Raw genomic sequence first — 24,104 nt, 5'->3', positions numbered from 1 at the left:
TGCTTAAATAGATCCATTGCGCCCATCCAGATAACAAACTTCCCACACAAGAGAGTCGCCCCCTGTCGCATAGATGATAGACAGTTCATGTAATGAAATTGTTGTTAGGCTTTTCTTTATTTATTATTAACTTGGTTTGTAAGGCAGATTCAAAGCCCTTAATACATACTGACAGCAATTAGAAAATATGCACCTACAACCCCCAAAAAATAACATACAGCCATCGTTATTATTTGCTGCAGTTATGTTAGAATTCACCCTCAATATTATTGATAGCCTTTCCATCAAAATATGTATTGATTTTATCTAAGAGCTTTTTGAGGTGATCTAACGTGAAGTATCAAATTATCGGTGGTGCGGGGTTACACCGTAGCGAAACTAAGGCTGTGGCTCAAATGGTCGACACCTTACCCAATAGCTGGTTTGCTTATGCGGGCTTGGTTGTTACCGATAATCAAGGCTCTATGGAAATTGACACCCTAATCATTACCGCAGATCGTTTGCTACTCGTCGAGCTAAAAGAATGGAACGGCAGCATCACCTACGAGGGCGGAAAGTGGTTTCAAAATGGTCGTTCCCGCGGAAAAAGCCCATATCAGATTAAGCGAGATCATGCACTGCGACTTAGAAAGCTGCTGGAAGAGGAGTTATCACGCAAGCTGGGCTACTTCCTTCATGTTGAAGCACACGTAGTACTCTGTGGTAGCGCAACCGCCGAGAATCTACCTACGAGTGAGCACCGCTTTACCCATACACTTGATGAGTTCCTTACTATCGGCCCCAAAAAGCATTATGAGCAGTTAGTGCAGGAAACCCGTTTCGAGCACATATTTGAAAGTGGGAAGCCTCGCCCTAACTCCAACACGGCATTACCGATTATCCAGGCCTTTTTCGATGGTCCCAAGGTTAAAGCTAAAACATTAAAGGAAAAGGGATTTATAGCCAAGGATACCCCCTCTTTCAGCCATAAGAATAAGCTCTATAATGAGTTTCGTGTCGCTCATGAAGACAACCCTCAGCACAGAGGCTTGTTGCGACGTTGGGATTTCAATGAACTTGGTGTCATTAATGCTGAGCACTCCATTTGGGCTGAAATCGCACTACGGGAAACCCGTGTGGGACGTCAAGTCCGCAATGGTAGCGCAACCCTCAACGATTATATGTTGCGCTCAGTCAGCGATCTGTCAGAAGAAGATGTCACTGACGATACCCGCGAATTATACGAACTACGTCGCACCTTTAACCGATTCGATGAGGTGATCGATAAAGAAGCCGCTGACTGGTCTAAAAACACCCGTATAGATAGAGTACGAGCTCTATTGGCACCGTTTGCTGAATTGCACAGCCTTGGTGTTGGCCACCGTGATATCGACCCGCACAACCTGTGGTATGCAGAAGATCAAAAGAGTATTGTCGTTTCAGGTTTTGGTACAGCCTCACTGGAGGGACGTGACAATCTAGAGGCACTACGACAAACGCTACAAAGTGCCCCGTTTACTGCTCCGGAGGATGCGCTGGAGGAGTCGGTTGATCCATATCGGTTAGATGTATTTATGCTGGCAGTAGTGGCCTATCGACTCTGTTTTAGGGGTGAGCAACTTGTTGGTCAGGAGTTAACCCCTGAGTGGCGTGTACCACAAGATGATCCGTTTGATGGTGCACTTAACAACTGGTTTGAACAAGCTCTCAATTTAGACGCAGCTAAACGCTTCCCTCGCGCAGATATAATGCTTAGTGAGTTTAACGGTGCGACTAAAGAGGTTTCACAAGATCACGATGAGGCTAAGCAGATCTACGATGAGCTGGCCAATAGCGATTTCTCCCGCCACCAAATGAACGCCTTTAGTATCATCATGGGGCAATTTGCCCCAGCAAAAGAGCAAATGCCGCAAGTAATGGAAGATATGGCGCAGATCAGCAAGCTCGGTCAGATTCGTTACCGGTGTGGCGACGAGGAACCCCCCCTACAGCTAACACTATGGGATGGGGTCGCCCTGGATCTGCAGCAACCTGGGGTAAATCGCCGTATTTACGGGTTTAAGCAGCGCATTGAAAAGCTGGCAGGCCTGAACCTGCCGGCCCCGAAAGTTCACGACTATGGCCTATTGGGTCAGGGCGGCTTGTTTATGGTAAGCGAGCATGTTGATGGGCGGCACTGGGCCGCATTTATCGAGCAGATCGAGCTTAGCCACGAACAACGTATTGTTATGGCACAAACCCTAATCAACACCGTCCATACGTTTCATGAAAAGCACCTTTACCACGGCGATTTAAGCCCTGGTAAAGTACTGGTGTTGCAGCAAGCCGAGAGCATTGAGCTTGGTGGTATTGAGCTGATGCTGCTGGGTATGCTGGAATTTTCAGACCAGCCAACAGCCGATAAGCAATTCCAACCAGCCAACCCGGCCGCCACCGATGGGTTTGGCCGTGACTGTTTTGCGGTCTACCGCATGGTTGAAGCGCTGTTTGTGAATGATATGCCCTCAGCGCTTGCCAGTGAGCTTAGCAAGGTGAAGCAGTCGCCTGATGGTATACCAATTGCGCTGGACCCGCTGTTGAAGGCTCTGACAGAACCGCAGAAACAGTTGTCGGAGGCCACCCAAGAGCCCGACTCAAAGCAATTGCTAAGCCAAGCGCTACAGGTTTGCTGGGGCAGTGATCCCTTCCCGGAGGCGCTAACCTTGTTAGAGCCGATTGATGGTGCCTATTACTTTAGCTGCCGCTGGTCGCCTAACCCGAGGTTTACCAATCAGTTGCAGTGCTATATCACAGGTAATCAAGTCCAGCTCCAGATCGACCTAAACCCAGACAACCGTCAGATCACCCGGTTAATCTATCGTCCGGATATGCCAATGTATGATGTGATATTGACCGGCAAGCACTCTCTGATGAGCCTGCAGCAGCCGATCGCCATTCAGCGCGGTTCGCTCACTGAGCACAATGGCCTGATTGAATATCTGATGGGGCTGGAGCCGGTACTTGATGCGATTGTAGAGAAAATCAACCCAGACCAAGAATGGGATGATGATGACTGCGATAGTTCTGAGCTAAAACCTGCGCAGATCTGGCAGGCACTTGCTGATACCGAAGGTGAGCTACGTGAGCTAGTGACCATCGAATCAAGCGATTACCGTGAATCCCCAAGCGGAAGCCTACTGTATCCATACAGCACCGACAACGGTATCGATCTGAGTTTTGATGTTGACGATAAAATCATCGTCTATCTAAAAGATAAGCGGGATTCCAGCCAGCTGGGTGAACTCCGGTTTGATGAAACCACGCCAACGCTATTGGCCGTTAAGTTCAACTACGACAGTGCCCGCAAGCGGATCAGTGCTGGCAGCCAGCTACAGCTAGAGTCGGTCCGTAACAAATCCTCGCGGGAATTACGCCAACGGGCGCTTGAGCGCGTAATCGCCAATAAATCGGTGATCCCAGAGCTAGCAAGCTACTTCGATTACCACAACAAGCCGCACATGAGTTCGTTGCTTGAACAGCCGACCGAGCGGGTATTTCGTGAGCTATACGATGAACCGGGTCAAGAGGCAAACGACCAGCAAGTAGCCGCATTTAAGCAGCTGATCGAGCAGGGGCCTGTGGGGGTACTGCAAGGCCCTCCGGGAACAGGCAAAACCACCTTTGTATCGAAGTTCATTCATTACCTCTATCAGCGTGCAGGGGTGAATAGCATCCTGTTGGTAGGGCAGTCGCATACCGCGGTTGATAATGTCGCGATCAAGGCTCGAGAGCTTTGCCATAACAAGCACATGGAATTGGATACTGTTCGTATCGGTCAAGAACAAATGATCGATGAGGGAATGCTAACCGTCCATACCAAGGCGCTGCAACGGCAGATCCAGCATAAGTTCCACCGCGAATATGATATTCGCCTGAGTGCCCTTGGAAAACGTCTTGCGATGGCGCCCTCACTGGTCGAGCGGCTATGTCAACTGCACCGAACCCTTAATCCGCTGATGGTGTCGTTTGCCCAGTGCCGACGAGAGCGCAGCAAGCTAGAGCTGCACAAAGGCGGTGGACTGACCTACGAGCAACGGTTAGAAGAGCTGAGCAACAGGGAACGACAGCTCGCAACCCAGGCTCAAGGTATTGTGAATACGATGCTCGACTGCGACCGGTCTGAGCCGCTTATCTACGACGAAACCCTGCTAACACAATTGGCCGAACTGGTGGCTGCGCAGCAGGGCTATAACAACCCAGAAAATCTCGGGCGTTTCCTTGAACTACTTAAGATGAGCCAAGAATGGATGGATGTGCTTCGCAGCGGCGAGGCCGGATATGAACGCTTTATGTTAAAAACCAAGCAACTGGTGTGTGGCACCCTCGTGGGTGTTGGGCGCCGAAGCCTGGAGCTACACGACTCTACCTTTGATTGGGTGATTGTCGATGAAGCGGGCCGAGCTCAGGCCACTGAACTGATGGTAGCAATGCAGTCTGGCAAGCGAGTTCTATTAGTTGGGGATCACAAGCAGTTGCCGCCATTCTACCATCAGCAACATCTAAAACTGGCTGCGAAGCGGCTTGAGATGGGCAAGGGCGTATTTCACGAGTCGGATTTTGAGCGTGCTTTTAAGGCAACAGCTGGGGTAACTCTTGATACGCAATACCGCATGGTTGAGCCGATTGGTGACCTTGTCTCTGAGTGTTTCTATGCCGAAGATATTGGCAAGCTTCATACTGGCCGTGGCGTCTCGCCAAGCTGGTATAGCAAGTTGTCGTCGCCGTGGAACAAGGCCGTAAGCTGGATTGACAGCAGCAGCCCTGACAAGCAAGGCGGTGAGATAGATAAGGGTGACGGTCGCTATTACAACCCACATGAGATCCAGCTATTGATGAACTCGCTGCGGGCACTCGCAGATCCCGGTACGGTTGCCAACCTAGAGCAGTCAATTACCCGAGAGCAGCCATATCCGATCGGCATTATCACCATGTACCGCCAGCAGAAGGAAGAGATAGAAGGGGCGATCAGCCGGGCCGAATGGGCAGGGTCACTACGGGGACTGCTCAAGATAGATACCGTTGATTCCTACCAGGGACAAGAAAATAAGATCATCATCCTGAGCCTGGTACGAGATAACGATAACAAACTGCAAGGTTTCTTGCGTGACGGCCCACGCATCAACGTGGCCATCTCGCGCGCCCAAGAACGGTTATTAATCCTTGGCGCTGGTCGCATGTGGACCAAGAAAAACAATGACTCGGCATTAGGCATGGTCCATGAATTTATCAAGGCCAAGGCTGATGGTGCCAATGATAACTACCAGATGATCAGTGGTGATGTATTGCTAGGAGATAACGACTAATGACAGAACGACGACTTGGTAACCTAATGACGGTACTGATCCCAGCTCGCAGCTATAACATTAACTGTGCCTGGACAATGGAAAAGCTGATGCCGGGAATCGAGCTGTTTTCTTGTCGCATGTTGTTGATCTTTGATCAGCTATTTCCAAGCGAGCTGCAAAACTATTTTGGCCTGAATGATCGAGAGCGCGAGGTACTACTCGATAATTTGCTAGAGAGTCGCTTGATCACCATCACCCCTGATGGCTATATTGAGGCGAGCCCATTCCTGCGTAAGCATGCACAGCATAACGACGGTAAACCGACTCTGGTAAAGTACCAAGAACGCACCGAAGAGGTCGCGCTTGACCTGCTTACCCTGTCGGTTCGTAAACCCCAGTCGCTGCGCCGAGAAATGAACGGGCTCCCCGAGCTGCTGCCCAAGGGTAAGGTTGGCGTAAATACCGAGCAGGTTATCGAGGCCTTTAGCCAGCAATTTCGCCATTACCTTATGCTTAGTCGTAATAATGAACATGAGCGTCAACGTACCCAGCTCTATAAGGTGATGGGATGCCACTCAAACGCGATGGTACAGATCCCTGTTGATATCGAGTTCAACTACGCCCCGTTCGCCGGTGGCGAACCGCAGAAATTTACCCACTCGTTTGAGCGAGTTGGGGGACATCGGCTACCACTAAGCAATGAACTGGAATCACATATTGCTGATTATCTTGGGGGGCAGCAGATCGAACAAACAGGATTAAGCTGCGAAGAATACTGTGAACAGGTGCGCGATCCAGTATTAGCACACTTTGCCAACAATTATCAATTTGACTACTCGAGCTGGATGTTAGCCCGTGAGAAACGCCAAACAGGATATGGTACGACGCTAACTACCGGCATGTTAGGGCCAGTCTACCTACCAGACAACAGCCGCCGCTTCCTCAGCGAACTACGCACTGCGCTGCGCAGCATCGAAGAACTCCCTGCTCCTAAGGTAATCTGGTATAGCAGTGGCGTACCGCTGTGGGCTGCGAACGCAAGTCAGCTGACCCGCTTTAACAGTGATCTGACAGATATTCTGGCGGGGATGACGGAGAAACCGACAAAGCTAACCTTGCTGCATGCCAGTGATGACAAGGCACAAAGCCAAAAGACCAAGAGAAAATATCAAAACCGGTTTGCCAATGGCATCGGGCTTTCCAGCCATGCACGATTTGACAGAATGGAGCTATTGCTTATCCCAGGCGTGATTGGTCTGGTGCAATACCATGGCCAGCCCAATGCAGACAGCTCGGTTACGGTGCCGATTGGCTATATAACCACCGAGCCTGAACGATTACAGCTGCTAGAAAACTTGGTTGCTACCCGGGTGGAAAACGCCTTGGCTCGCACTAGCTGGGGTGATACAAGCCATCGGCTTGATGATCTGTTACCAGATGACATTCTAGCCGCACTGAATCCCGATAGCGATGCCGCTGTTATCGGGGCTCGCCGTCGCAAAATGACTGCGCAGCGCAGCGAGCATGCCCGGGCGATTCTGTCATTGCGCCGTAATAGCTAGCCGCAGCGGCTTATCCCAAAAGACAAGCCCTGCCAGTGCAGGGCTTATTGTATTAGCAGGCTCAACCGAACAGCCCCTCAAGTTCAAGGGTCTTAACCAATGAGCTTTTTACGTAATTCAGTCAGTGCCACCAACGAGTTGCCGCGTTTGTCAGTAAGTGCATCACGTTATTATATTCTTAAGTTAACCAGTAAATAAAAATGCCAGTACCAGAGTACGATACCTACTTTCCTCAACTTGACTTCGACGAATCCGAAAAAGACCAAGCAAAGTTCTATAAGAAATTTGTTAAAATCATCGAACAAGGCAACTACGTCGATATCGAAGGGAACATCTCTTATCTTCACCGCTACCGAACACTTAAGTTCAATGAATGTTGCTCGGACAAAAAAGGCCGTTCAGAACTTCGTAAGTACTTTAACTTCATTTTGGAACACTACCCACATAAAAAGGTAACGGATTACTTCGTAAACGATCTCAATGGATTGCTTCTAATTGAAAAAAAGTATGAAGAATGGGTTTCAGTTACCGAGCCAGAAACTATCCTGACATCTTCATCTCATCACTCAGCACTGCGAATGAATGTCATGAATTTCATTGGTGATAAGTTCTGCCCCAAAGAGATCATTAAAGCGTCTCATTTCAGAAAGAACAAAATCATCAAGGATAACGAGGTTGCGTTCACTGAAATTGCCGTTCGAAAAATCATTGAATACGGTGAGGCAAATGGTGGTTGGAAAAAAGTTCTTATTGAAGATTTCGGCGCGAAAGCATCTGCGTACCAGGGAGATACGTTACCTAATGAAAAGCCTGTCCCATGGGTAAATATGGACTTTGAGCACATTCTTTATCGCCACGAGGTGATCAATCAAATCGTTCGTGAAGCTGAAAACGAGGTACGTGACATACTTAAGATCCCGCGTATCGGAGAAGGATGGGTGAGCGAAACCCAATTGTACTACTCAATAAGAGAACGTATTAACACAGAATGTATTCAACATGGAACGCCATCATTCTTAGGTCGTCAACACTATGATGTGTGGCTACCTCGCTGGAATATCGCCGTTGAATTTCATGGGGAGCAGCACGATCGTCCCGTGGAGTTCTTCGGTGGGGAAGAAGCATTTATCAAAAACCAAGAACGTGATGCTCGCAAGAAACGCCTGTCTAAGCAAAACGGTATTACGTTAATTGAAGTCCGTAAAGGCTACGACATCGACGAATTAATGAAAAAGATCGACAGCTCTAAGAGGATCAACCAGTAACTAATTACTTCGGGTAGGGGAGTTTCGCCCAACAGCACCTGAGCAAGTACCAAACCAACTAGCAGCTATCCCAACCGCCGTGCACGTTTGAGCACACCATCAAAAATAGCGTCGCTGATAGGGTGGGGGAAATCGTCGGGCAGGGAGGCGCGCACTGACTCGACAGCCTGCGGAGCGCGGTCGCAAAATTCATCTAGGATCTGCTGCATGGCCGTTTCAGAGAACCCGACGGCCCGTGCCGTGGCCAGAAAATGGCGCGGAAACAGCGAGTACCATTTGTAGTGGCGACCGGATTCACCGTAGAGTCCCATCGCCATTTTGGCCTTGCGCTCCGACAGCCCCTTACCGCCCATCACCGGATACACCGACAGAATGTCGTACAGCGGCGTGAGCCTGAAGGCACCGCCCGGGAGCAGGAACACCGAAAAGTTCTTGGCATGGCCATCGGTGGCCGCCAGCAGCCAGAACAGCACCTGGGCGCGCATGAACTCATGGCGGTCGGTCTCCGGCTGCTCGGAGGCCAGCAGGTAATCCATGATCTCGGCAATCCCCGGTCCGCCGTCCGTCTCATACTTACGGCCGGGAGAGACATTGAGTACCTGACAGAAATCTTCCTGCGGCAGGCGCATGATCCATTGCCCGTCCGAGGACAGACGACGGTCGAAGCGGGTCACCGATAATGCCCGGATATCCGCGACATCCAGGATCTCTGCCTCGGCGACGGCCAGCCTGAATGCCTTGGCCAGACGCAGACATACCAGCTCGTTCTCGACACTCTCGGCCAAATCGATGGTATAGGAGTGGCTCTGGATCTCGCCGATTGGCAGCTTGATGATATGGGTCGTCGGCGTGCTCCCCTGTGGCAGGTGCCATTGATCGTTCTGGCACAATAACGCCGTCTTTTCCTGGGCTCCGGCCAGGGAGATACGGAAGTCGTCCTCTTCGGCAATCATGCCCAGCGGCGCCTCGCTCTGGTAGCCCTTGAGGATCCGAACCAGCGCCTGCTCATCCAGCCTTTTGCTATGGATCTGCCGCACACTGCCCGGCTCGGTCCCCAGCGGGTAGATCTGCAGGGCACCGACGCTGTCGAGACCGATCTTGGCCAGCAAATCAAACGGCTGGCTGGATCTGGCGTGATGACGGGCGACGATGCGCTGGCGGATCTGCATATTGTCCGGCAGCAGGTTGTCGAAAAAGTTATACACCGCCTCGCCCAGAAAAGGACGGCGACCCAGTGGCAGCGACAGGGAAATAGGGCGGGCGCCCGGGGTGGCGAGCCAGCTCTCGGCATACTGGAAACGATGGGCACCGGTCGGGGACTGGTGCAAGACACCCACCTCGTAACCGTTCATCGCGACAGTCAGATCAGCCATTTACCACTCCTCCTGCCATTGTTCACCGGCCGTATTGCCCCCCTCACCGCGCGGGCGCACTTCCAGCTCCAGATCCAGCGCAGCCAGCAGCTTGAACAAGGTATCAAGCCGGGTGCCTTCCGGCGCATTCTCGAATTTTGATACGGTATCCTGACGGATCCCGACTTTCTGTGCCGTGCTCGACTGCGACAGGCCCTGCAGCTTGCGGCTTTCCTGTAACAGGTGACTGAGCTGGGCGGCGGAGGTGACTTTCATCGCTAACCTTTTCTTACACGCTATAACCGTTAAAAACAATTTTACACGCTATAACCGTTAAATCCAGTTTTACACGCATTAACCGTTAACTAAACCATTGCACGCATGCAAAACCAAACAGGGCGACCCTTGCGAGTCGCCCTGACGTAAACACCGGCGGGTACCAACACTTACCCGGCGAGATGCTTTTTCAGCGTCTCGGCAATCACCGTATCGAGCTCGTCCTGCAGTGCTTTCGGCATGCGCTTGAACTCGTAGCTGAAATTACGCTCCTTGCTGCGCTTGCGGGCAAAGGCGTTGGCATCGTCGAACTGCCATAGCTTCTCGATTTTGGCCTTTTTCGCGGTCGGTTTGGCCAACAGGTGATCGGCAGCCAGGCGGTAGGCGCGGATCAGCGCCGCCTTGGTCTCGTCGCCGGCCAGCGCGGCATCGAGCTCGTCCCTGTCGACCATCACCTGGGCGATAACATCGGCCAGATCAATGCCTTTGGAAGTCAGGGTAGTGGCCAGTTCAAGCAGCAGCTTGTAGTCAGGATAGCTCAGCTCCGACTGGTCCGGGAACACCGTCAGCATATCGGCCGGTACCGATGCCGCCTGAATGGCACGTGTAACCTTGGCCGCCGACAGCTTCTGCGACTCGGCAATCTCCTTCTGGCTCAGGCCGCTGTCACGCAATACCAGCAGGCGCATCCCCACCTCGCGCAGATTGTGCTCGCGGGCAGTCTGGATATCCGCCGCCAGCTGGCGGGCGTCGTCGGCACTGAGTGCCTCGTGGGTAACCAGTACCTTCAGCCCGGTGTTGCTGAAAAGAGCCGCTGCACGGCGGCGTGAGCCATCGAGGATCTCTATACGATCCTCAACCTGCCGGCCAATCGCCGGGAAAAATTGCTGCAGCACAATAGTGCGGGCAATGTCGGCCACTGACTCCTGCGTCAGTGCCTGCTGATCACGGCCGTTGGTCGCCAGCTCGACATAGGTCTTGTCAGCCAGCTCGTCGGCTGTAATCTGCTGCAGGGTAAACGTCGCCTTGCTACCCGATGCCAGGGTAAAAGTCTGGCTGGCATCAGCTTTCAGTGTCTCGGAGGCCAGTGACGCACCGCTAAAAGTACGGCCAATAGTCTTTCTCTTACTCATCACTTACCTCAGTTTGTACGGATAAATTCAATACGGTCGAACACAGCCTTGGCGAAATCCTCCGCCGCCAGGCGGGCATTTTTCAGTGCCTCGCTACTGCCGACATAAGTCGACGGGTTGGCTGAAATAACGGTGTCGAACGATTCACCGCAGCGCTCAAAGCCATCAAGGCGCGGCAGGGCAACATCGAGCATGTCACCGCCAAAAATTTCCTTGGCCAGGCTATGGCACAGCTTGTGGTCGGCCTTGTTGGCCAGCTTCGACATAAAGCCGATATTGCCGATAACACGCAGCGGCGTACCGGACTGCTCAATCATTGCCAGCAACTCGGGCAGACGGTTGAGGTATTTCAGGGTCGAGTGGAAATCAACCTGAGCCGGCGGGATCGGAGTCATCAGCAAATCAGAGCTGGCCAGCGCATTGGTCAGGAACGGATCTAAGTGCGGGCCGCTATCGACAAAAATGAAGTCATAGTCATCGGTCAGTTTGTCGATCACATTCTCTCGCAGCACCGCATGGATTTTCTGGCCCGGCAGGTGTTCATGGCAGAGCTCGTCCCAGCCCGAGGCAATAAAGGCATCCTCGATTGAAGCCGGGATAACATCAACACCGGGTACGCCGGAGGAGACCACAAATTCATCAAGCAGCTCTTCGCGACTGACATTCTGCAGCATGGCCTGGGCCGCCGTCGCATCAACCGAGCCAATCGAATGGGCATGGTTCAGAAACATGGTGGCCGAAGACTGGGGATCAAGATCGACCACCAGGATCCGAAGATCTTCCTGCAACAGGTGCGGATGGGTACGCAGGCCATGGGCCAGCGATACCGTGCTGACCGTTTTAGACACCCCGCCCTTGAGATTACCGACAAACACAGTGAAAGCCTGATCATGCTTGTTACGGTACTTGGGAACGTCACGATGCTGATAAATATCGACAATGTTCTGGATCGACATGGCGTATTTTTCCGAGCTGCCGGCCTTGCGCTTTTCAAAGCCATAACCGGCGTCTTCCATCTCCCCGACAGTCTTGTCGACAATCGCCTTGGTCAGTTTCGGCAATTTGGCAACAGCAGCCTTGGAGTACACCTGATAGTAAGTATCAGAATCTAGCTCTTGCTTTTGCAGTTTGATCTGCTCGGTGAGCGAGCTAAGCATCCGCTCCGAGCGTTCGGCGACTCGGCTGATCAGGTGTTGTGGATCATACATACTGTGCGTTCCTTGAATGTGCAGGATTTTTGCCTTGACGCAATAATGCTGCATATAAGGATAAAAGTAAATCTAAATCTGTATGATCTGAATCTATTTTTTTATTAAATTATTTTGTCAAAACCGGCTGATTTACCACTCTCACGGGCTCTGTAGTACGCTGTAAGGACGGATCTTGGCTTGGCAGGGTAAATTTGCGGGGGCGAGCTGGTTCCTGTGAGAAACAAATACAGAGAGGAATTTGATTGATACTGTGGTTAAGTGTGTAAATCTTTGATTTTCCACTTATCCACAGAGACTATAAGATCTATTTTACTATTAATAACTATTAATACTATTGATCTATAAGATCTATAGAGGCTGTAAGTGATTGATATAAAAGAATAAAAAACCCCTTATTGATCACATTTATGGCGTATAGATAACCTTATTCTGGCTTTTGAGATCATATATATGGCTTATATGATCATATTTCTGGTGTCATTGATCTTATATCTGGCCGAAAAGCGATAGATTTATGGCTTATTGATAACACATTTATGGCGTACAGCATGATAGATACCAGAATTGTGTTACTTATTGGTCGGTAAGCCAGAATTAGGGTAGTTGAACACAAGGTTCTGGGAATAAATAACACAATTATGGCGTCAAAGTGGTCTGACGCCAGAAATGTGATCAATACTGCGGATTACCACCCAACTCTTTGAGGGTTTCAATCTTGGCCAGCATATCGTTGAACTCGTCTGTCGGAGAGGCCTGAACCTGGTTGTCCTCCTCTTCCTTCTGGCGCTCGGCGATGCTTTGTTCGATTTGCCCGGCGGTGTCGGCATGATCGATAGCCCGGTAGGCATCAGCCAGCAAACGCAGCTCGTCAATGGTAAGTTTTTCACCGGACTGCAGGCGCTTGAGCTCGAGCTTTCGAATGGTTTCCTTGGCTGCCTGAAGGTTTAGTTCCTGAACAGATCCAGATTCCAGCCAGCGGTAGAGAAACTCGATGCCGACAATTTTTCGCCCCTGTTTGTATAACCGGTATCCCTTTTCTCCCTTGTCACTGGTCAAAAACAGCAATTCCTTGCGCGTCTGCGGGTTGGCCGAAATCTCGTCGATACTGTCGCGGATACAGCGTTTCATAAATACACTGTTGTTTTTAAAGGAGCTTTTGTCTGCCTTAAGCTTGCCTTTTTCATCCAGGATACCAAACAAACCCTTCAGCTCATCGATATTCTGCGCCTTCATGGTCGTGCCTTCGGTCTTGAAGCGACTAAGCAGCTCATACAATCGCTTGGAATATTCCTTTTTGAGATTGAAGAAATTTCGCGTATTGATCAGGGCAAAGCCCTGGTTATATTCAATATATTCGGTGCGAAGCTCATCATTGGGCACCATCATCAGCTTGCCGTCTTTATAGGTCAGGCGCTTGAAGAAGGGGATATAGTCAAATTCCTCGTCACCTTTTTCGGATACGCCGCGGATCCCGACCTTGCGCTGCGACAGTCGCTCGGCCACCGGGCTGAGGATGGAGCCGACGTGGCGCGAATCAATGTCAAGCCATTCAGACAGCTGGCTGCAGGAAAACGAATACACCGGCGTATTGTTGAACCAGTCAGGTTCTTTCATGTGTGCCATCATCAGGGCAAACAAATCGGCTTCCCGGGCAGAGAGATCCTGGCGGCTGAAAACCAGCTGGTGACCTTTCTTGATATGTTTTGGCAGCGCCGGGCCGATCGCGGGATAGTGAGCGTCTTGATTCACGACAAGTTCCATGGATGACATCATTCTGGCATTAAATAACAGAATTATGGCTTATGCAAACACAAAGCGAAGAACTGTGGCAGGGGGCCGCAGGCTGAGAGCGACAATCAAGATATGTTCTGACAATCACTGTTTGGATAATGTGACGGGGTAACGAACTAGGTTCTTGGTCAGCTTTATCTTGTTATTTATCATTGTACTAATTTGTGGTTGGTTTTGTTTATTTGGTTTTAATCGCTAAAGTTATAGTGCGTTAGAATGTGTTGCACACGAGCTATCCGATTTGATCAGCCGCGAAGAGCTCCATCAGCTGTCAGTCAACGTCAGTCTGCTGAAGGACTTCGGTATTACCCTCAACGATGACTTCTACAGTCGCCTGACCAGCCTGGTGCTGCACAAGGACGGCCATATCAGCAACCGTTAGCCGACAGGCTGTCGCCCACCCAAAAGCAGCGGGCAAAAAACGAATTAATTATCAGCGCTTATCCATCAAAGAATAATGGCAGGCTAGTTTTATTTGAATAAAAAACACCATAGCGACTTTATCTCAGGTGATTATAACGTCAACCGACCGCTATAATCACCCGGTAACATTAGGGGTGTCGGCATAGCGATGGTGGATGACTTTAAATTCCGGTATTGATTTGGTAAACACCTTCACAAGCTCGGGATCAAAGTGCTTGCCAGACTCAGATACGATATGGGTCACCGCTTCCTCAATAGCCCAGGCCCTTTTGTAAGGGCGCTCGCTCGTTAACGCATCGAACACATCGGCAATGGCGACTAGCCTTGCTGCAAGCGGGATCGCCTCGCCACCTAACTGATTAGGATACCCCGAGCCGTCCCATTTCTCATGGTGGGCAATCGCAATATCCCGCGCCATTTTGAGCAAGTCGCTATTGTGGTGACCAAGAATATCGGCCCCGAACTCAGGATGCCTGCGCATGATTACCCATTCCTGCTCGGTAAGCTTACCTGGCTTTTGCAAAATCGCATCGGGCACCCCGATCTTGCCGACGTCGTGCATGGGTGAGGCGGTGAAAATGAGATCCTGCCATTCGCGGGTCACATCCAGCTTGCTGGCCAAAATCCGGGTATAGTGGCTCATTCGGGTAATGTGAAGGGCGGTCTCGTTGTCTTTAAACTCGGCGGCGTGCCCGAGCCGGCGAATAAGCTCGTGACGCGATCCCCTCAGGCTATCATTGGCCCTTTTCCCCATATGAAGAGTGAACAGCACAGACGGGATCGTAAAGGCGGCCATCAGCATAACAATCACTATCACCCCGCGCCTGAACTCGACATGACTCTGAAACGCTTCCACCTGGTCAATCTTGGCAATAAACCCGATGTTAAGATCCGCATTCCAGTGGACATCGGCAAAGACCGGCTGACGCCGGTAGTCAATCAGCTCGGTGACAGGCTCGTCGACTTTGCCATTACCAAACCAGGTTGAGTCAAAGAGGGGCTGACCGGCCTGAGCCAGATCATTAATAATATCCCACCGCTGCACTGGCAACTCAAAACGGTTGCCCGACAGCAACAGCCCCTCGCGGTTTAGAGCCAGTACCTCACCGGATGCACCGAACTGGTAGTTACCAAGCTCCTTGGCGATCACACTCCGGGGATCGACACCGAAGAACGAGACTGCCGTTACCTCCCCCTGCGGCCCCGCCACAGGCGCAACGAGGTAGAAACATTGACAGTCCTTGATGCTCAGCTGCTCATAACGCCGATGCGGTGACATCAGGGTATATTCACCGGCCAGGGCCCTGCTAAACGGACTCGACGGATGCTTGTCGAGCCGTGACGGTGAGAACGTCTCACCGAGAGAAAATATCATCTCACCGGTAGCCGATACGACAAGCAAAGATTCACGGTTACCGCGGTAGTCACTCTGATCCAACAGTGCCTCAAGCTGCCGGTTAACCGCAGTGATTTCACTTTGTCCCGCGCTTTGTTGTGCCAGCCTCAACTTGGCAAGCAGTTTCTGAAAGCGATTTTCGTCGGTAATACGGTGCTGAACCGCCGTGCGGAGCCGGCTGATCTCGAACAGGTTATTCTCAAGAACACTAATACTCTGGTGCAGTGAGTCACTGAGCCGGGTCTGGATCCGCTGGCTGTTTTGCTCCAGTACAAACCAGCTCACGGCAACACTGAGCGTCAGGATAATGGCAAAACTCGCCATCACCAGATATGCAAAACCGGCCGAACCAAAAGCCAGAAAGTGAATATCCGAAGCGCCATGACGCGACAAGGCCTTATAGATAACGAACAGGGTGAGCAGCAGTACGATAAACAACCCGCCAAGCAACAGTACTTGCCTGTTAAAGTCATCGCCGGTACCGGATGACGAAACGGCAGCGAGTGAACCGTCGTAATAAAGATCAAGCCGGCCGAGTAACATATCCCGATAGACGATATTGGCGGATCCGTGGGTATACTGCCGGCTGGATGCCGGGACAGCCTTGCCGAACCTCATCTTGCCGTCCTGGAGGAAATAGGTGAAAAAGAGCTCTTCGCTGACGGCATCAGTGATGGTCACGGCCTTGATCTTGTTATTGTTATCCAGAACCACCGCCAGTATGTGCTGCAGTTGCTGCTCGTCCAGGTTATAGACGAAGCTGGCACTGAGATCAGCCAGCTCGACAGCCAGTCGCTTGGCTTCCTCAGGGGCAACGTCCACCTGCTCACCAAAGGCCACTCCGTTGCCAGCCGAATAGCTGATCACCATCCCCAACAGCAATATGATCGGTAGGCTAATTTTCCGCACTTGACTTATTCCTTTGGTATTTCTCAAAAATCACACGAATTTGGTTGCTGCCTCTGAGCTCGTTAATCACCCGGTTGAAATCCGGTACAAGGTAGGCATACTGGCGGCTGAGCCGGATCCGCAAATCATAGCTGGCGACGGGCAGGGTAGCTGCCAGACGCTCATCGATACGGGCAAAGGAAAAGACATCTGTCGGGAAGAGGGCGTAGTCACAGCGGCCCTTGAGGAGCATCTCGAACAACTGCGCCTCGGTTAGCAGTTCGCGTTCAATCTCCAAACGATCATTACTCAACTCGAAATTATTGAATCCCAGCACCTTGCAGGGCCGAGCTCCGACGAACGTATCAATCTCGGGCTGCGGGGAGAAACGGCTGCGGTTATAGACAATCACCTCTTCCGAGCGAAACAAGGGCAGGGTATAAACACTTGCTTCACGCTCCCCCGGCTCGGTTCGCCACCCGCTATCGATACCCGGTTCCAGATCCAGACGCTGGTTTTTCATATAGTGTCGGATCCGGGCCTGGGGAAGGAACTGATACTCGAACTCGATATCCAGACGTTGGCCGATATATTCAAGAATGTCGATATATGCCCCTCTGGGCGGGTTGTCTGATGTGGGCAGCCAGAAATAGGGAGGCCGGTCATGATCGATCAACCCGACTTTCAGGGTAACCGCCTCGCAAGCCTGACTTGATATCAGGACACTTAATACTGCCAACAGGGTCACAGGCCTCATACGCTATCCTTCAGCTCAACCACGAAAGGCAATGCAACAGAGTCTTTATCACCGCCAAGGTGCCAGCACAGCAGCCTGCGAAAATATTTCCGACCAGCGGCTATCCAGAAAAATCCATTAAACAGGAGCGGTTCACCAATTTGCCGATTAATCACTTTTTCATTTTCATCTAATAAAGGGGTTTTAATCATTTAGCAGACTAAACCTTAATGCAATAAGAGGAGCCTCTCACCATTTATGGAGACAGAAAACCTCTTTCAATCATTCTAACGGACGCTTATTAACAAAGTTATACTTTAACACTCTAGCCTGAGCACAGCAAAAATAATGGGCGATAACTATTATAATAAGTACAACGCTACAGTCATCGACACAACCGGTTTCAGGCTTGGCTAAAAGGGGGCGAAAAGCGGGTCAACAAGATAGTCGATTGGGCTCCAAGAGCGGGGGAAATACTGGTATCATCAGCTGATTAATCAGTGTCTCATGACGTATAATAGACAGAGACCATTTTAGGGAACGAGTAATGCCAAGAGTGAGCCAGGCGGTTGCAGCAGAAACCAGACGAAAAATCATCAACGTCTCATTTGACATCGCGATGAATGAGGGCTTTGACCAGTTAACCTTCGGCACCATAGCCAAACGAGCCGGGATCACTCGCTCCGGGATCAACGCCCACTTCAAGCTCAAGTCAGATCTGATTGACGTGCTGACTCCAATGTTTGCTGAAGTTATCGAGAAGCCACTGATCTTCTCCTCCCCCGATGCCTTCTTTACATCCTGGGTCTATGCTATCCATCACGAGCCTGAGTTCGTCAAAGCAATCAGCCATTCTGGTCCCATCATTTCACCGCGCAGGGGACTCAAAGGCCTGTTCGAGAAAATTTCCGGCGAGCCTGCAGACATCGAACGCTGTATTTATATGAGTATCGGTTACGCGGTTGTCAATCTTTCGGACCAACAAGATCAAGATGCAATCTCAGGCGCAGAGCAAACAGAAGAAGAGGCAACAGCCGAATAAACCTTGCCGCGAACTTAACGCAGTGATCAATCCGCGTGAGCCGTTACTGTTATATGATAAGTGGCCATGCAACGTGGCCTTATTAGTCAACGGGCGGCTTTGCCATGTGGCTATAGGCCCCTTTCCTTTACGCCACCCGGTCCCGAACCCTCATGATAGTCATCCGAGAAACCTTGAACTCCTTGGCGACAGAATAAACAGACTGGCCGGCCGCGAGTTTCTCGATAACCTCAAGTTCCTGCTCCGGTGACAACTTTCGCCTTCGCCCACCCAGGCGGCCTGTCCGGTATCTGCCGGTTTGCAGACGGTCAACGATAATCGAGTGTTCGAGCTCGGCAAACATCCCCATGAGCTGCATCATCGCCTTGCCCATCGGAGAGTTATTCGACGTGTCGATTTGACCGTCAAGGGTTTTCACCGTTGCACCCTTTTTATGGATGCGATCGACCGTCTCTATAACCTGGCCTAGTGATCGGCCCAGGCGATCGAATTTGGTGATCAGGACAACATCACCCTCACGAACGAAACCAATCAGATCGTTCAGCTTTTTGATGTTTTCCTCACTTTTACCTGACTGCTTACCATAAAACACTTTTTCGCATCCTGCGCGTTTCAGTGCTTCCAGTTGTGCCTCTAACGACTGATCTAAAGTTGATACCCTGGCATACCCGACATGCATTTCGTTTTACGTTCTTATCTGTACAGTAAAGAACATCTATTATGAAACGTCACAAATCTAAAAGAAAGGATATTTTGAACACGTTCATAATGTTTACCGTAGTTTTGAACACGCTAGGCACAAAGCCATCCCTCATCAGAAACAAAACAAGACGGCGCTACGTAAATGGCAATGCAGGTAGGGTCGAAAACTCACTCAGATTTAAAGCAGCAAGCGAAGTACCCGAGTTAACGAGTCAGGTATTGGCCTTCAGGGGCAAACAGGCTCTATTTTCTGATTTTCATAACAAAGCAACATTCAGAGCATTGATAAATCGCCTTATACAACAGTCGATGCCAATAGCGGCCATAACAGAAAACTCTGCCTTTAAATAACTTGAAGGAGAAAACAAACTTAACCATATCAATCCATTAGTAACAGGCAAACCAACCATAACGGACGCTGACAATTATTTTCACTCAGATACCTTTACTTTTCAATTTCTGAACATAAAATAACCGCTCTGAAATTACTGCTTGATTATTCTCCTTATCTGAATGCAACTAGTATCAGCAGATGGAATTAATTCGCACCATGGATCTGATGAACCAGCCACAAGTCATTAGTGCATCAAGAGTGTAAGCAATACAGGTCATGACGATGAACAAACAACTGCGATACAAGTGCAAGCTCAGAACACAATATATTATGAAGCTTTCTTCCTATCACCACCTATGCAGGACCATGGACACGACTCCCAGAAGTTTCCCTGACCAACCCGGTGATATCAGCGATCTGGAGACCAGTACCCAGAAGCTCGTCCGTGAGACACAGCTCCTGAAACAAACAGCCGGGCAGGGGCCGAAGGTGCCTACCGAGCAATGGCGGTATAGTTGAAAAATTAATTCGCAAACCTGTAAGAAAACAGAACGTGGAAAAAGTCCTGAAAATATTTATACCTACCTCTTTATAAGGTTAGTTTTAAATTAAATGACATATGGTTCTTGCTTAAAAAACTATAGCCTTGGAAAAAAGCTTAGGCGTTTTCTGCTGACTAGCCGAATCAAGAGTACCTGTAATACCACGTCTACATACACCATATTAGACAATGGTCAAATTAATTTATAGCTACTTGGGTATATTTGGAGCCCTCGTTTGAGCCATTCACATCACTAAGGCAGATTCCTTATAGTCTCTAGCCTTCATGCTAGCTCTGAACCGATGGCGCTACCAACCCTTATCCTCGCAACCTCAAATAACATACATCGACCTTTATTAATGATGTGTAATTGGTTAATATACACGCCCGTTGCGCATAATGTCGCTCAATCGTCTCGGCCCCTCTGCCGGACACTACTAACGAAGAAATAGACACCAATGAAAAAGACTCTAGTTGCACTTATGGCTATCGCAGTTTCTGCTTCTGCTGTTGCAGGCGATGTGACTTGTAACGAACTTAAAGATACCGATAACGGCGTAACTGTCGTCACCAAGGCTATCGGCGACATGGGCATGATGGATTCCGCACGTTTTGCCAAGAAGTTCTCTGATCTGGACAACAGCAGCAAGGCTGAAGTTGTTGCCAAAGCCGGCTCGCTGTGCCTGGTCAAAGGCGGGCAAGCCCCGCTGCATACAGTCCTCAAGGTTGCTATCAAGTAAGTGTGAATAAGCGAATATTGGCTGCTACCTTATCAGGCCTGTTGTTTCTGGCCTTTGAAGCTTATAGCGACTATGAAAGTACGGCCATTAAACAAGCACTTGTGCCAGATACGTTACAGCCAGTAAGTGCACCATAAGCTACCTCTATGCCTCGCAGTCGCGGGGCTTTTTGCGTAAAAATAACAAGCAACAACCACTAGATAGCGCCCCTTAACGGCACTGTAAATACACTGTCAACATAATAAGAAAACGAAATGAAACAAATACTGTTAGCAACACTTATTTCTTCTGCACTTATCGGCTGCGGCGGTGGCGGTTCTTCCGACTCACCGGTCGAGACAAAGCGTGCCCCTGTAAAATTGATGACGGTTCCTGTCGACGGGTATCAGACATTCACCAAGGACATCGACTCGGTGACAAAAAGCGTTACGGCCTCATCCGGTGAGACTGACTATGTATACCGCAATGATGAAAACGGTGACGAGCTGATGATTGATATCGGCTTTGGCTGCGAAGACTGTGAACACCAGTCTGTGGTTCCTACCATCGATCGCATCGCTGATATTAATGATCGGTATGCCTTCCAAAACATGACCAACTCCACCGTGGATTGGAAAGGCCTGACATACTTCGGCAAATTCCCGATGATACTTGATAAGCACACTGGCGCACTGCTTCCTATTGTCATGGGCAATAAACCGATTAAGTTCGATTGCAACGTAGAAATCGATGAACCATTTTTCTCTACATCGCTCCGTTCGACGGTCGCCGACGGCAGCCTGTACGCTTCAGTCATGGTTGACGGTAGCTGGAAGACAGATATTCCCTATGAAGAATACCTTCGCTCTGGCCTTGGCCTGTTCAAGGCGGAAATCACACAGGGCGCCTTCGTGGTTGAGCGCCTAGTACCTGAGTATTTCCATATGACTGACAGTAGTATCATGGTCAATCAGGACAGCATCATAATCGCAGAGTTTACAGATACTTCTCAAGATAGCAGCGACGATCTACCTGCCGTCTGGTACCTCATCGACAATGGTAAAATGACAGACGTCAGTGACTGGCTCAACAATGGCGAATATTCCAATTGGCGCATTGAGAATGGTGAGTTTTCTGCTTTCCATGAAGTCACGGACTCTTCCAGCAAAAGATCGCAAATGGTTTTCACAATGACGTGGGACGGCATCCGGTTTGTGCCTGAAGCTACCGGTATTAAAGTGTCTGATGATGCAGACAACACAGAGGTTGTTTCACTGAGTCCTATGCGCAACAACTGCCGTATGACAAAAAACGCCCAGGTTGACTGCCTTGAAGACAAGCAGTGGAAAAAAGTCGCCAAGTCATCATTCATCGATGGACTGGGCGGGGCATCCGAGCAAACATTTGCGACGCAAGATACCCTGTTCTGGGTTGATCTCAATAACTGGGAAGGTGCTGGGTACCCGGTCCGCGTTTTTTCCTACAACACGGCCACCAAAGAGACACATGAGCTGGAGACCGGGATCTATATCGACCAGTACAAAGAGGACAGTGAGGTTGTCCTCTCGGGCGCAAGTGCTATCAGTGATTCGAAGGTACGTGTTTACACCAAGCACTGGCCTTCAGATGGCAGCAAAGCCTATTTCAAAGAATACAATATCAATGTTGTAACGGGCCAGATTGAACAGAGGCAAACCGATAAGCTAACACCGGTTGGCTTTATGACTATCGAGCTGTAGCCACTTCCAAGCCTCGCAGTCGCGGGGCTTTTTTCATCCGCCTATTTTCACTCTCCACTATTCACAAACGCAACCAGATGAAACCGAAAGGCAAAATATCATAGGCGCAAAAAGAAACCAAAATAACAGCCACTGCACTTTATTTTGATTTGTTTTGACTATATTATAGGCGCTCAGTGTTTAAGAGAATGTACCAACCTGAGCGTTAAGAAATTGAAAAAGCTAATCTTTATCATCGCCATCGCACTTTCCGCATCTGCGGCAGTTCAGGCTATTGAGGTTGACCTGCATAACCCCAAACTCTCGCAAGTAGCAGCAAACTACAAAGGCTTCAATTATATAAACATCGTGGGCTTCAATGATAGTCCAACGGGATACTTTGCCCTTTACAATGAAAAGGGAACCTCCAACCCTATTCGACTGTGGTCGCTTAACATTGGCTCTAGTACTGAGGGCGGTCAACATCTTTACCTTCATGACTATGGCAGCAGATGTGCCGGCCGAGCTAACAACCTGGATAACGTCATTCTGAAGGTAGAGGGTCGCAATGTTATGTTTTACACCTACTGTAGTGAAGATAAGTACCGATACTACACCCCAAAAACAGACCGTGGCGGAAAATATGTTGTTAATGCTTTCAGCCAAGGCCGTTTTGTCACGATAGAAAACCTTGATTATAAGTTGATGTTCAGTACTGATGGCTTCGCAAAAGCCTGGAATGATTTTGGCGGTGATGCTATTTGATATGCATCATAATGCATTAAACCACCTTGTTATTGTTATGTAGTAACAACATGTATTGTACAGCGTTTACGTTATTCGACTAGTCCTCAACCAGCATCAAACAAATAAGAAAACACGATATGAACCCGCTTCAATTAGGCGGGATTTGTACAGCTATGAAAATTTAAAATAGAGTAAGAAAATGACATTAGTTAATTGCAGAGTTTGCAACAAAGAGAAAGCAGAAAGTGCTGTTGTTTGCCCACATTGCGGGGATGCTGTTCGTAAGGTCTCAGGACTGTTAATCCTCGGAGTCTTACTCTTCCCGCTGCTTTTTGGCTGGTTAGTCTTCATCCGAAAAGGGTATAGCAAGAGAGCGAAAATATGGACGGGGATAATTATGGCATTATCTGCCTTATATCTGATGTCACCGGCAGGGCAAGAGGCCATATACGCAGAGAGTGAGCCAGCAGATACTGCACCGCAATATGTTGCACAGGAGCAAAGTACAGCGCCGGTACAGAATGTAGCAGTAATAAGCGCTGAGGCCGGGACAATGGTTGATGAATATGAAGCCAATGAAGTCGCGGCAGATACAAAATACACAAATAAACGCGTTCGTATTACAGGCATCGTCGAAAGTGTCGGTAAAGACCTAATGGACGACGTCTATGTCTCTTTGGGGGATGGCAACCAGTATGAGATCTTCCATGTGCAGGCATTCTTTGACGATTCATATACACAAAAACTAGGCCGCTTACGTCCGGGCAGCAAGGTAAGCGTGATATGTGATGTTCAAGGCGTATTCGGCAGCGTAATCGCCAAGAACTGCCATATCTAATTGTAACTCAATGTTTGAAGTGAAAGTAGACAGACCCGGAATCGAGTTGTCAATCTACGCCACGACAGGCAGAGCTATATTCAATGTACTCAAGTGGTTTTCCCTAAATTGGTTCTGCCCCTTATCT

18 protein-coding genes are annotated in these 24,104 nt (G+C 49.7%); 9 read left to right on the top strand and 9 right to left on the bottom strand.

Translation table 11 applies throughout. The annotated features are described in order from the left end of the window. The first annotated feature begins 332 nt into the window (after nucleotides 1–332). The 3 genes from MD588_RS24115 (at nucleotide 333) to MD588_RS24105 (ending at nucleotide 8,130) form a co-directional block, all read left to right on the top strand. On the top strand, nucleotides 333–5,321 hold the full coding sequence (locus tag MD588_RS24115) for an AAA domain-containing protein (protein WP_265700423.1): 4,989 nt from the start codon (nucleotides 333–335) through the stop codon (nucleotides 5,319–5,321). Next, the gene (locus MD588_RS24110; protein WP_265700422.1) at nucleotides 5,321–6,865 is read left to right on the top strand and encodes a hypothetical protein; all 1,545 of its coding nucleotides are present in this window, start codon (nucleotides 5,321–5,323) and stop codon (nucleotides 6,863–6,865) included. Before MD588_RS24115 ends, MD588_RS24110 begins: the two co-directional genes overlap by 1 nt. A 200-nt stretch (nucleotides 6,866–7,065) precedes the next feature. Continuing rightward, complete coding sequence (locus tag MD588_RS24105) at nucleotides 7,066–8,130, top strand: hypothetical protein (protein WP_265700421.1); 1,065 nt, start codon at nucleotides 7,066–7,068, stop codon at nucleotides 8,128–8,130. 65 nt (nucleotides 8,131–8,195) lie between these two features. Here the strand turns inward: MD588_RS24105 and MD588_RS24100 are convergent, their stop codons facing one another. The 8 genes from MD588_RS24100 to MD588_RS24065 all read right to left on the bottom strand — a co-directional run bounded on the left by MD588_RS24100 (nucleotide 8,196) and on the right by MD588_RS24065 (nucleotide 17,548). Beyond that, entirely contained in the window at nucleotides 8,196–9,503 is a 1,308-nt protein-coding gene (locus MD588_RS24100; protein WP_265700419.1) for a type II toxin-antitoxin system HipA family toxin, read from the bottom strand. Then, complete coding sequence (locus MD588_RS24095; protein ID WP_265700417.1) at nucleotides 9,504–9,758, bottom strand: helix-turn-helix domain-containing protein; 255 nt, start codon at nucleotides 9,756–9,758, stop codon at nucleotides 9,504–9,506. It abuts the gene before it with no gap. A 170-nt stretch (nucleotides 9,759–9,928) separates the two neighbouring features. Next, complete coding sequence (locus tag MD588_RS24090) at nucleotides 9,929–10,891, bottom strand: ParB family protein (RefSeq protein ID WP_265700415.1); 963 nt, start codon at nucleotides 10,889–10,891, stop codon at nucleotides 9,929–9,931. Nucleotides 10,892–10,899: 8 nt separating this feature from the next. Continuing rightward, nucleotides 10,900–12,099: an AAA family ATPase gene (locus tag MD588_RS24085; RefSeq protein WP_265700414.1), complete on the bottom strand. Its 1,200-nt coding sequence runs from the start codon at nucleotides 12,097–12,099 to the stop codon at nucleotides 10,900–10,902. Between the two features lie 675 nt (nucleotides 12,100–12,774). Next, nucleotides 12,775–13,863 carry a replication initiation protein gene (locus MD588_RS24080; RefSeq protein WP_407676615.1) on the bottom strand — a complete coding sequence of 363 codons (1,089 nt, stop codon included), beginning with the start codon at nucleotides 13,861–13,863 and terminating at the stop codon, nucleotides 12,775–12,777. Nucleotides 13,864–14,431: 568 nt separating this feature from the next. Further along, nucleotides 14,432–16,621 (bottom strand): HD domain-containing phosphohydrolase, encoded by a 2,190-nt coding sequence (locus MD588_RS26180; RefSeq protein ID WP_407676614.1) that lies wholly within the window; start codon nucleotides 16,619–16,621, stop codon nucleotides 14,432–14,434. After that, nucleotides 16,608–17,357, bottom strand: a complete 750-nt coding sequence (locus MD588_RS24070) for a substrate-binding periplasmic protein (RefSeq protein ID WP_265700412.1) — start codon at nucleotides 17,355–17,357, stop codon at nucleotides 16,608–16,610. Before MD588_RS24070 ends, MD588_RS26180 begins: the two co-directional genes overlap by 14 nt. Then, nucleotides 17,354–17,548 (bottom strand): hypothetical protein, encoded by a 195-nt coding sequence (locus MD588_RS24065; protein WP_265700411.1) that lies wholly within the window; start codon nucleotides 17,546–17,548, stop codon nucleotides 17,354–17,356. The genes MD588_RS24070 and MD588_RS24065 overlap by 4 nt, the downstream gene beginning before the upstream one ends. Before the next feature lie 335 nt (nucleotides 17,549–17,883). On the opposite strand from MD588_RS24065, the gene MD588_RS24060 reads away from it, so the two are divergent. Continuing rightward, the gene (locus MD588_RS24060; protein WP_265700409.1) at nucleotides 17,884–18,378 is read left to right on the top strand and encodes a TetR/AcrR family transcriptional regulator; all 495 of its coding nucleotides are present in this window, start codon (nucleotides 17,884–17,886) and stop codon (nucleotides 18,376–18,378) included. Between the two features lie 127 nt (nucleotides 18,379–18,505). On the opposite strand, the gene MD588_RS24055 is transcribed toward MD588_RS24060, so the two are convergent. Then, entirely contained in the window at nucleotides 18,506–19,057 is a 552-nt protein-coding gene (locus MD588_RS24055) for a recombinase family protein (RefSeq protein WP_265700408.1), read from the bottom strand. A 723-nt stretch (nucleotides 19,058–19,780) separates the two neighbouring features. Between MD588_RS24055 and MD588_RS24050 the strand changes: the two genes are divergently transcribed. The 5 genes from MD588_RS24050 to MD588_RS24030 all read left to right on the top strand — a co-directional run bounded on the left by MD588_RS24050 (nucleotide 19,781) and on the right by MD588_RS24030 (nucleotide 23,977). Further along, nucleotides 19,781–19,933: a hypothetical protein gene (locus MD588_RS24050; protein ID WP_265700407.1), complete on the top strand. Its 153-nt coding sequence runs from the start codon at nucleotides 19,781–19,783 to the stop codon at nucleotides 19,931–19,933. A 480-nt stretch (nucleotides 19,934–20,413) separates the two neighbouring features. Then, the gene (locus MD588_RS24045; protein WP_265700406.1) at nucleotides 20,414–20,695 is read left to right on the top strand and encodes a hypothetical protein; all 282 of its coding nucleotides are present in this window, start codon (nucleotides 20,414–20,416) and stop codon (nucleotides 20,693–20,695) included. Nucleotides 20,696–20,949: 254 nt separating this feature from the next. Continuing rightward, a complete protein-coding gene (locus tag MD588_RS24040) occupies nucleotides 20,950–22,413 on the top strand; it encodes a hypothetical protein (RefSeq protein ID WP_265700405.1) in 1,464 nt (487 codons plus the stop codon). A 213-nt stretch (nucleotides 22,414–22,626) separates the two neighbouring features. Continuing rightward, nucleotides 22,627–23,157: a hypothetical protein gene (locus tag MD588_RS24035; protein ID WP_265700404.1), complete on the top strand. Its 531-nt coding sequence runs from the start codon at nucleotides 22,627–22,629 to the stop codon at nucleotides 23,155–23,157. Between the two features lie 181 nt (nucleotides 23,158–23,338). Beyond that, on the top strand, nucleotides 23,339–23,977 hold the full coding sequence (locus MD588_RS24030; RefSeq protein ID WP_265700403.1) for an OB-fold protein: 639 nt from the start codon (nucleotides 23,339–23,341) through the stop codon (nucleotides 23,975–23,977). The last annotated feature ends 127 nt before the right edge of the window (nucleotides 23,978–24,104 follow it).

The organism is Photobacterium obscurum, from assembly GCF_026191635.1.
GTDB classification, from domain to species: domain Bacteria; phylum Pseudomonadota; class Gammaproteobacteria; order Enterobacterales; family Vibrionaceae; genus Photobacterium; species Photobacterium obscurum.
Note: the sequence above shows the minus strand (reverse complement) of the source record. Positions and strands in the feature narration are given on the sequence as shown.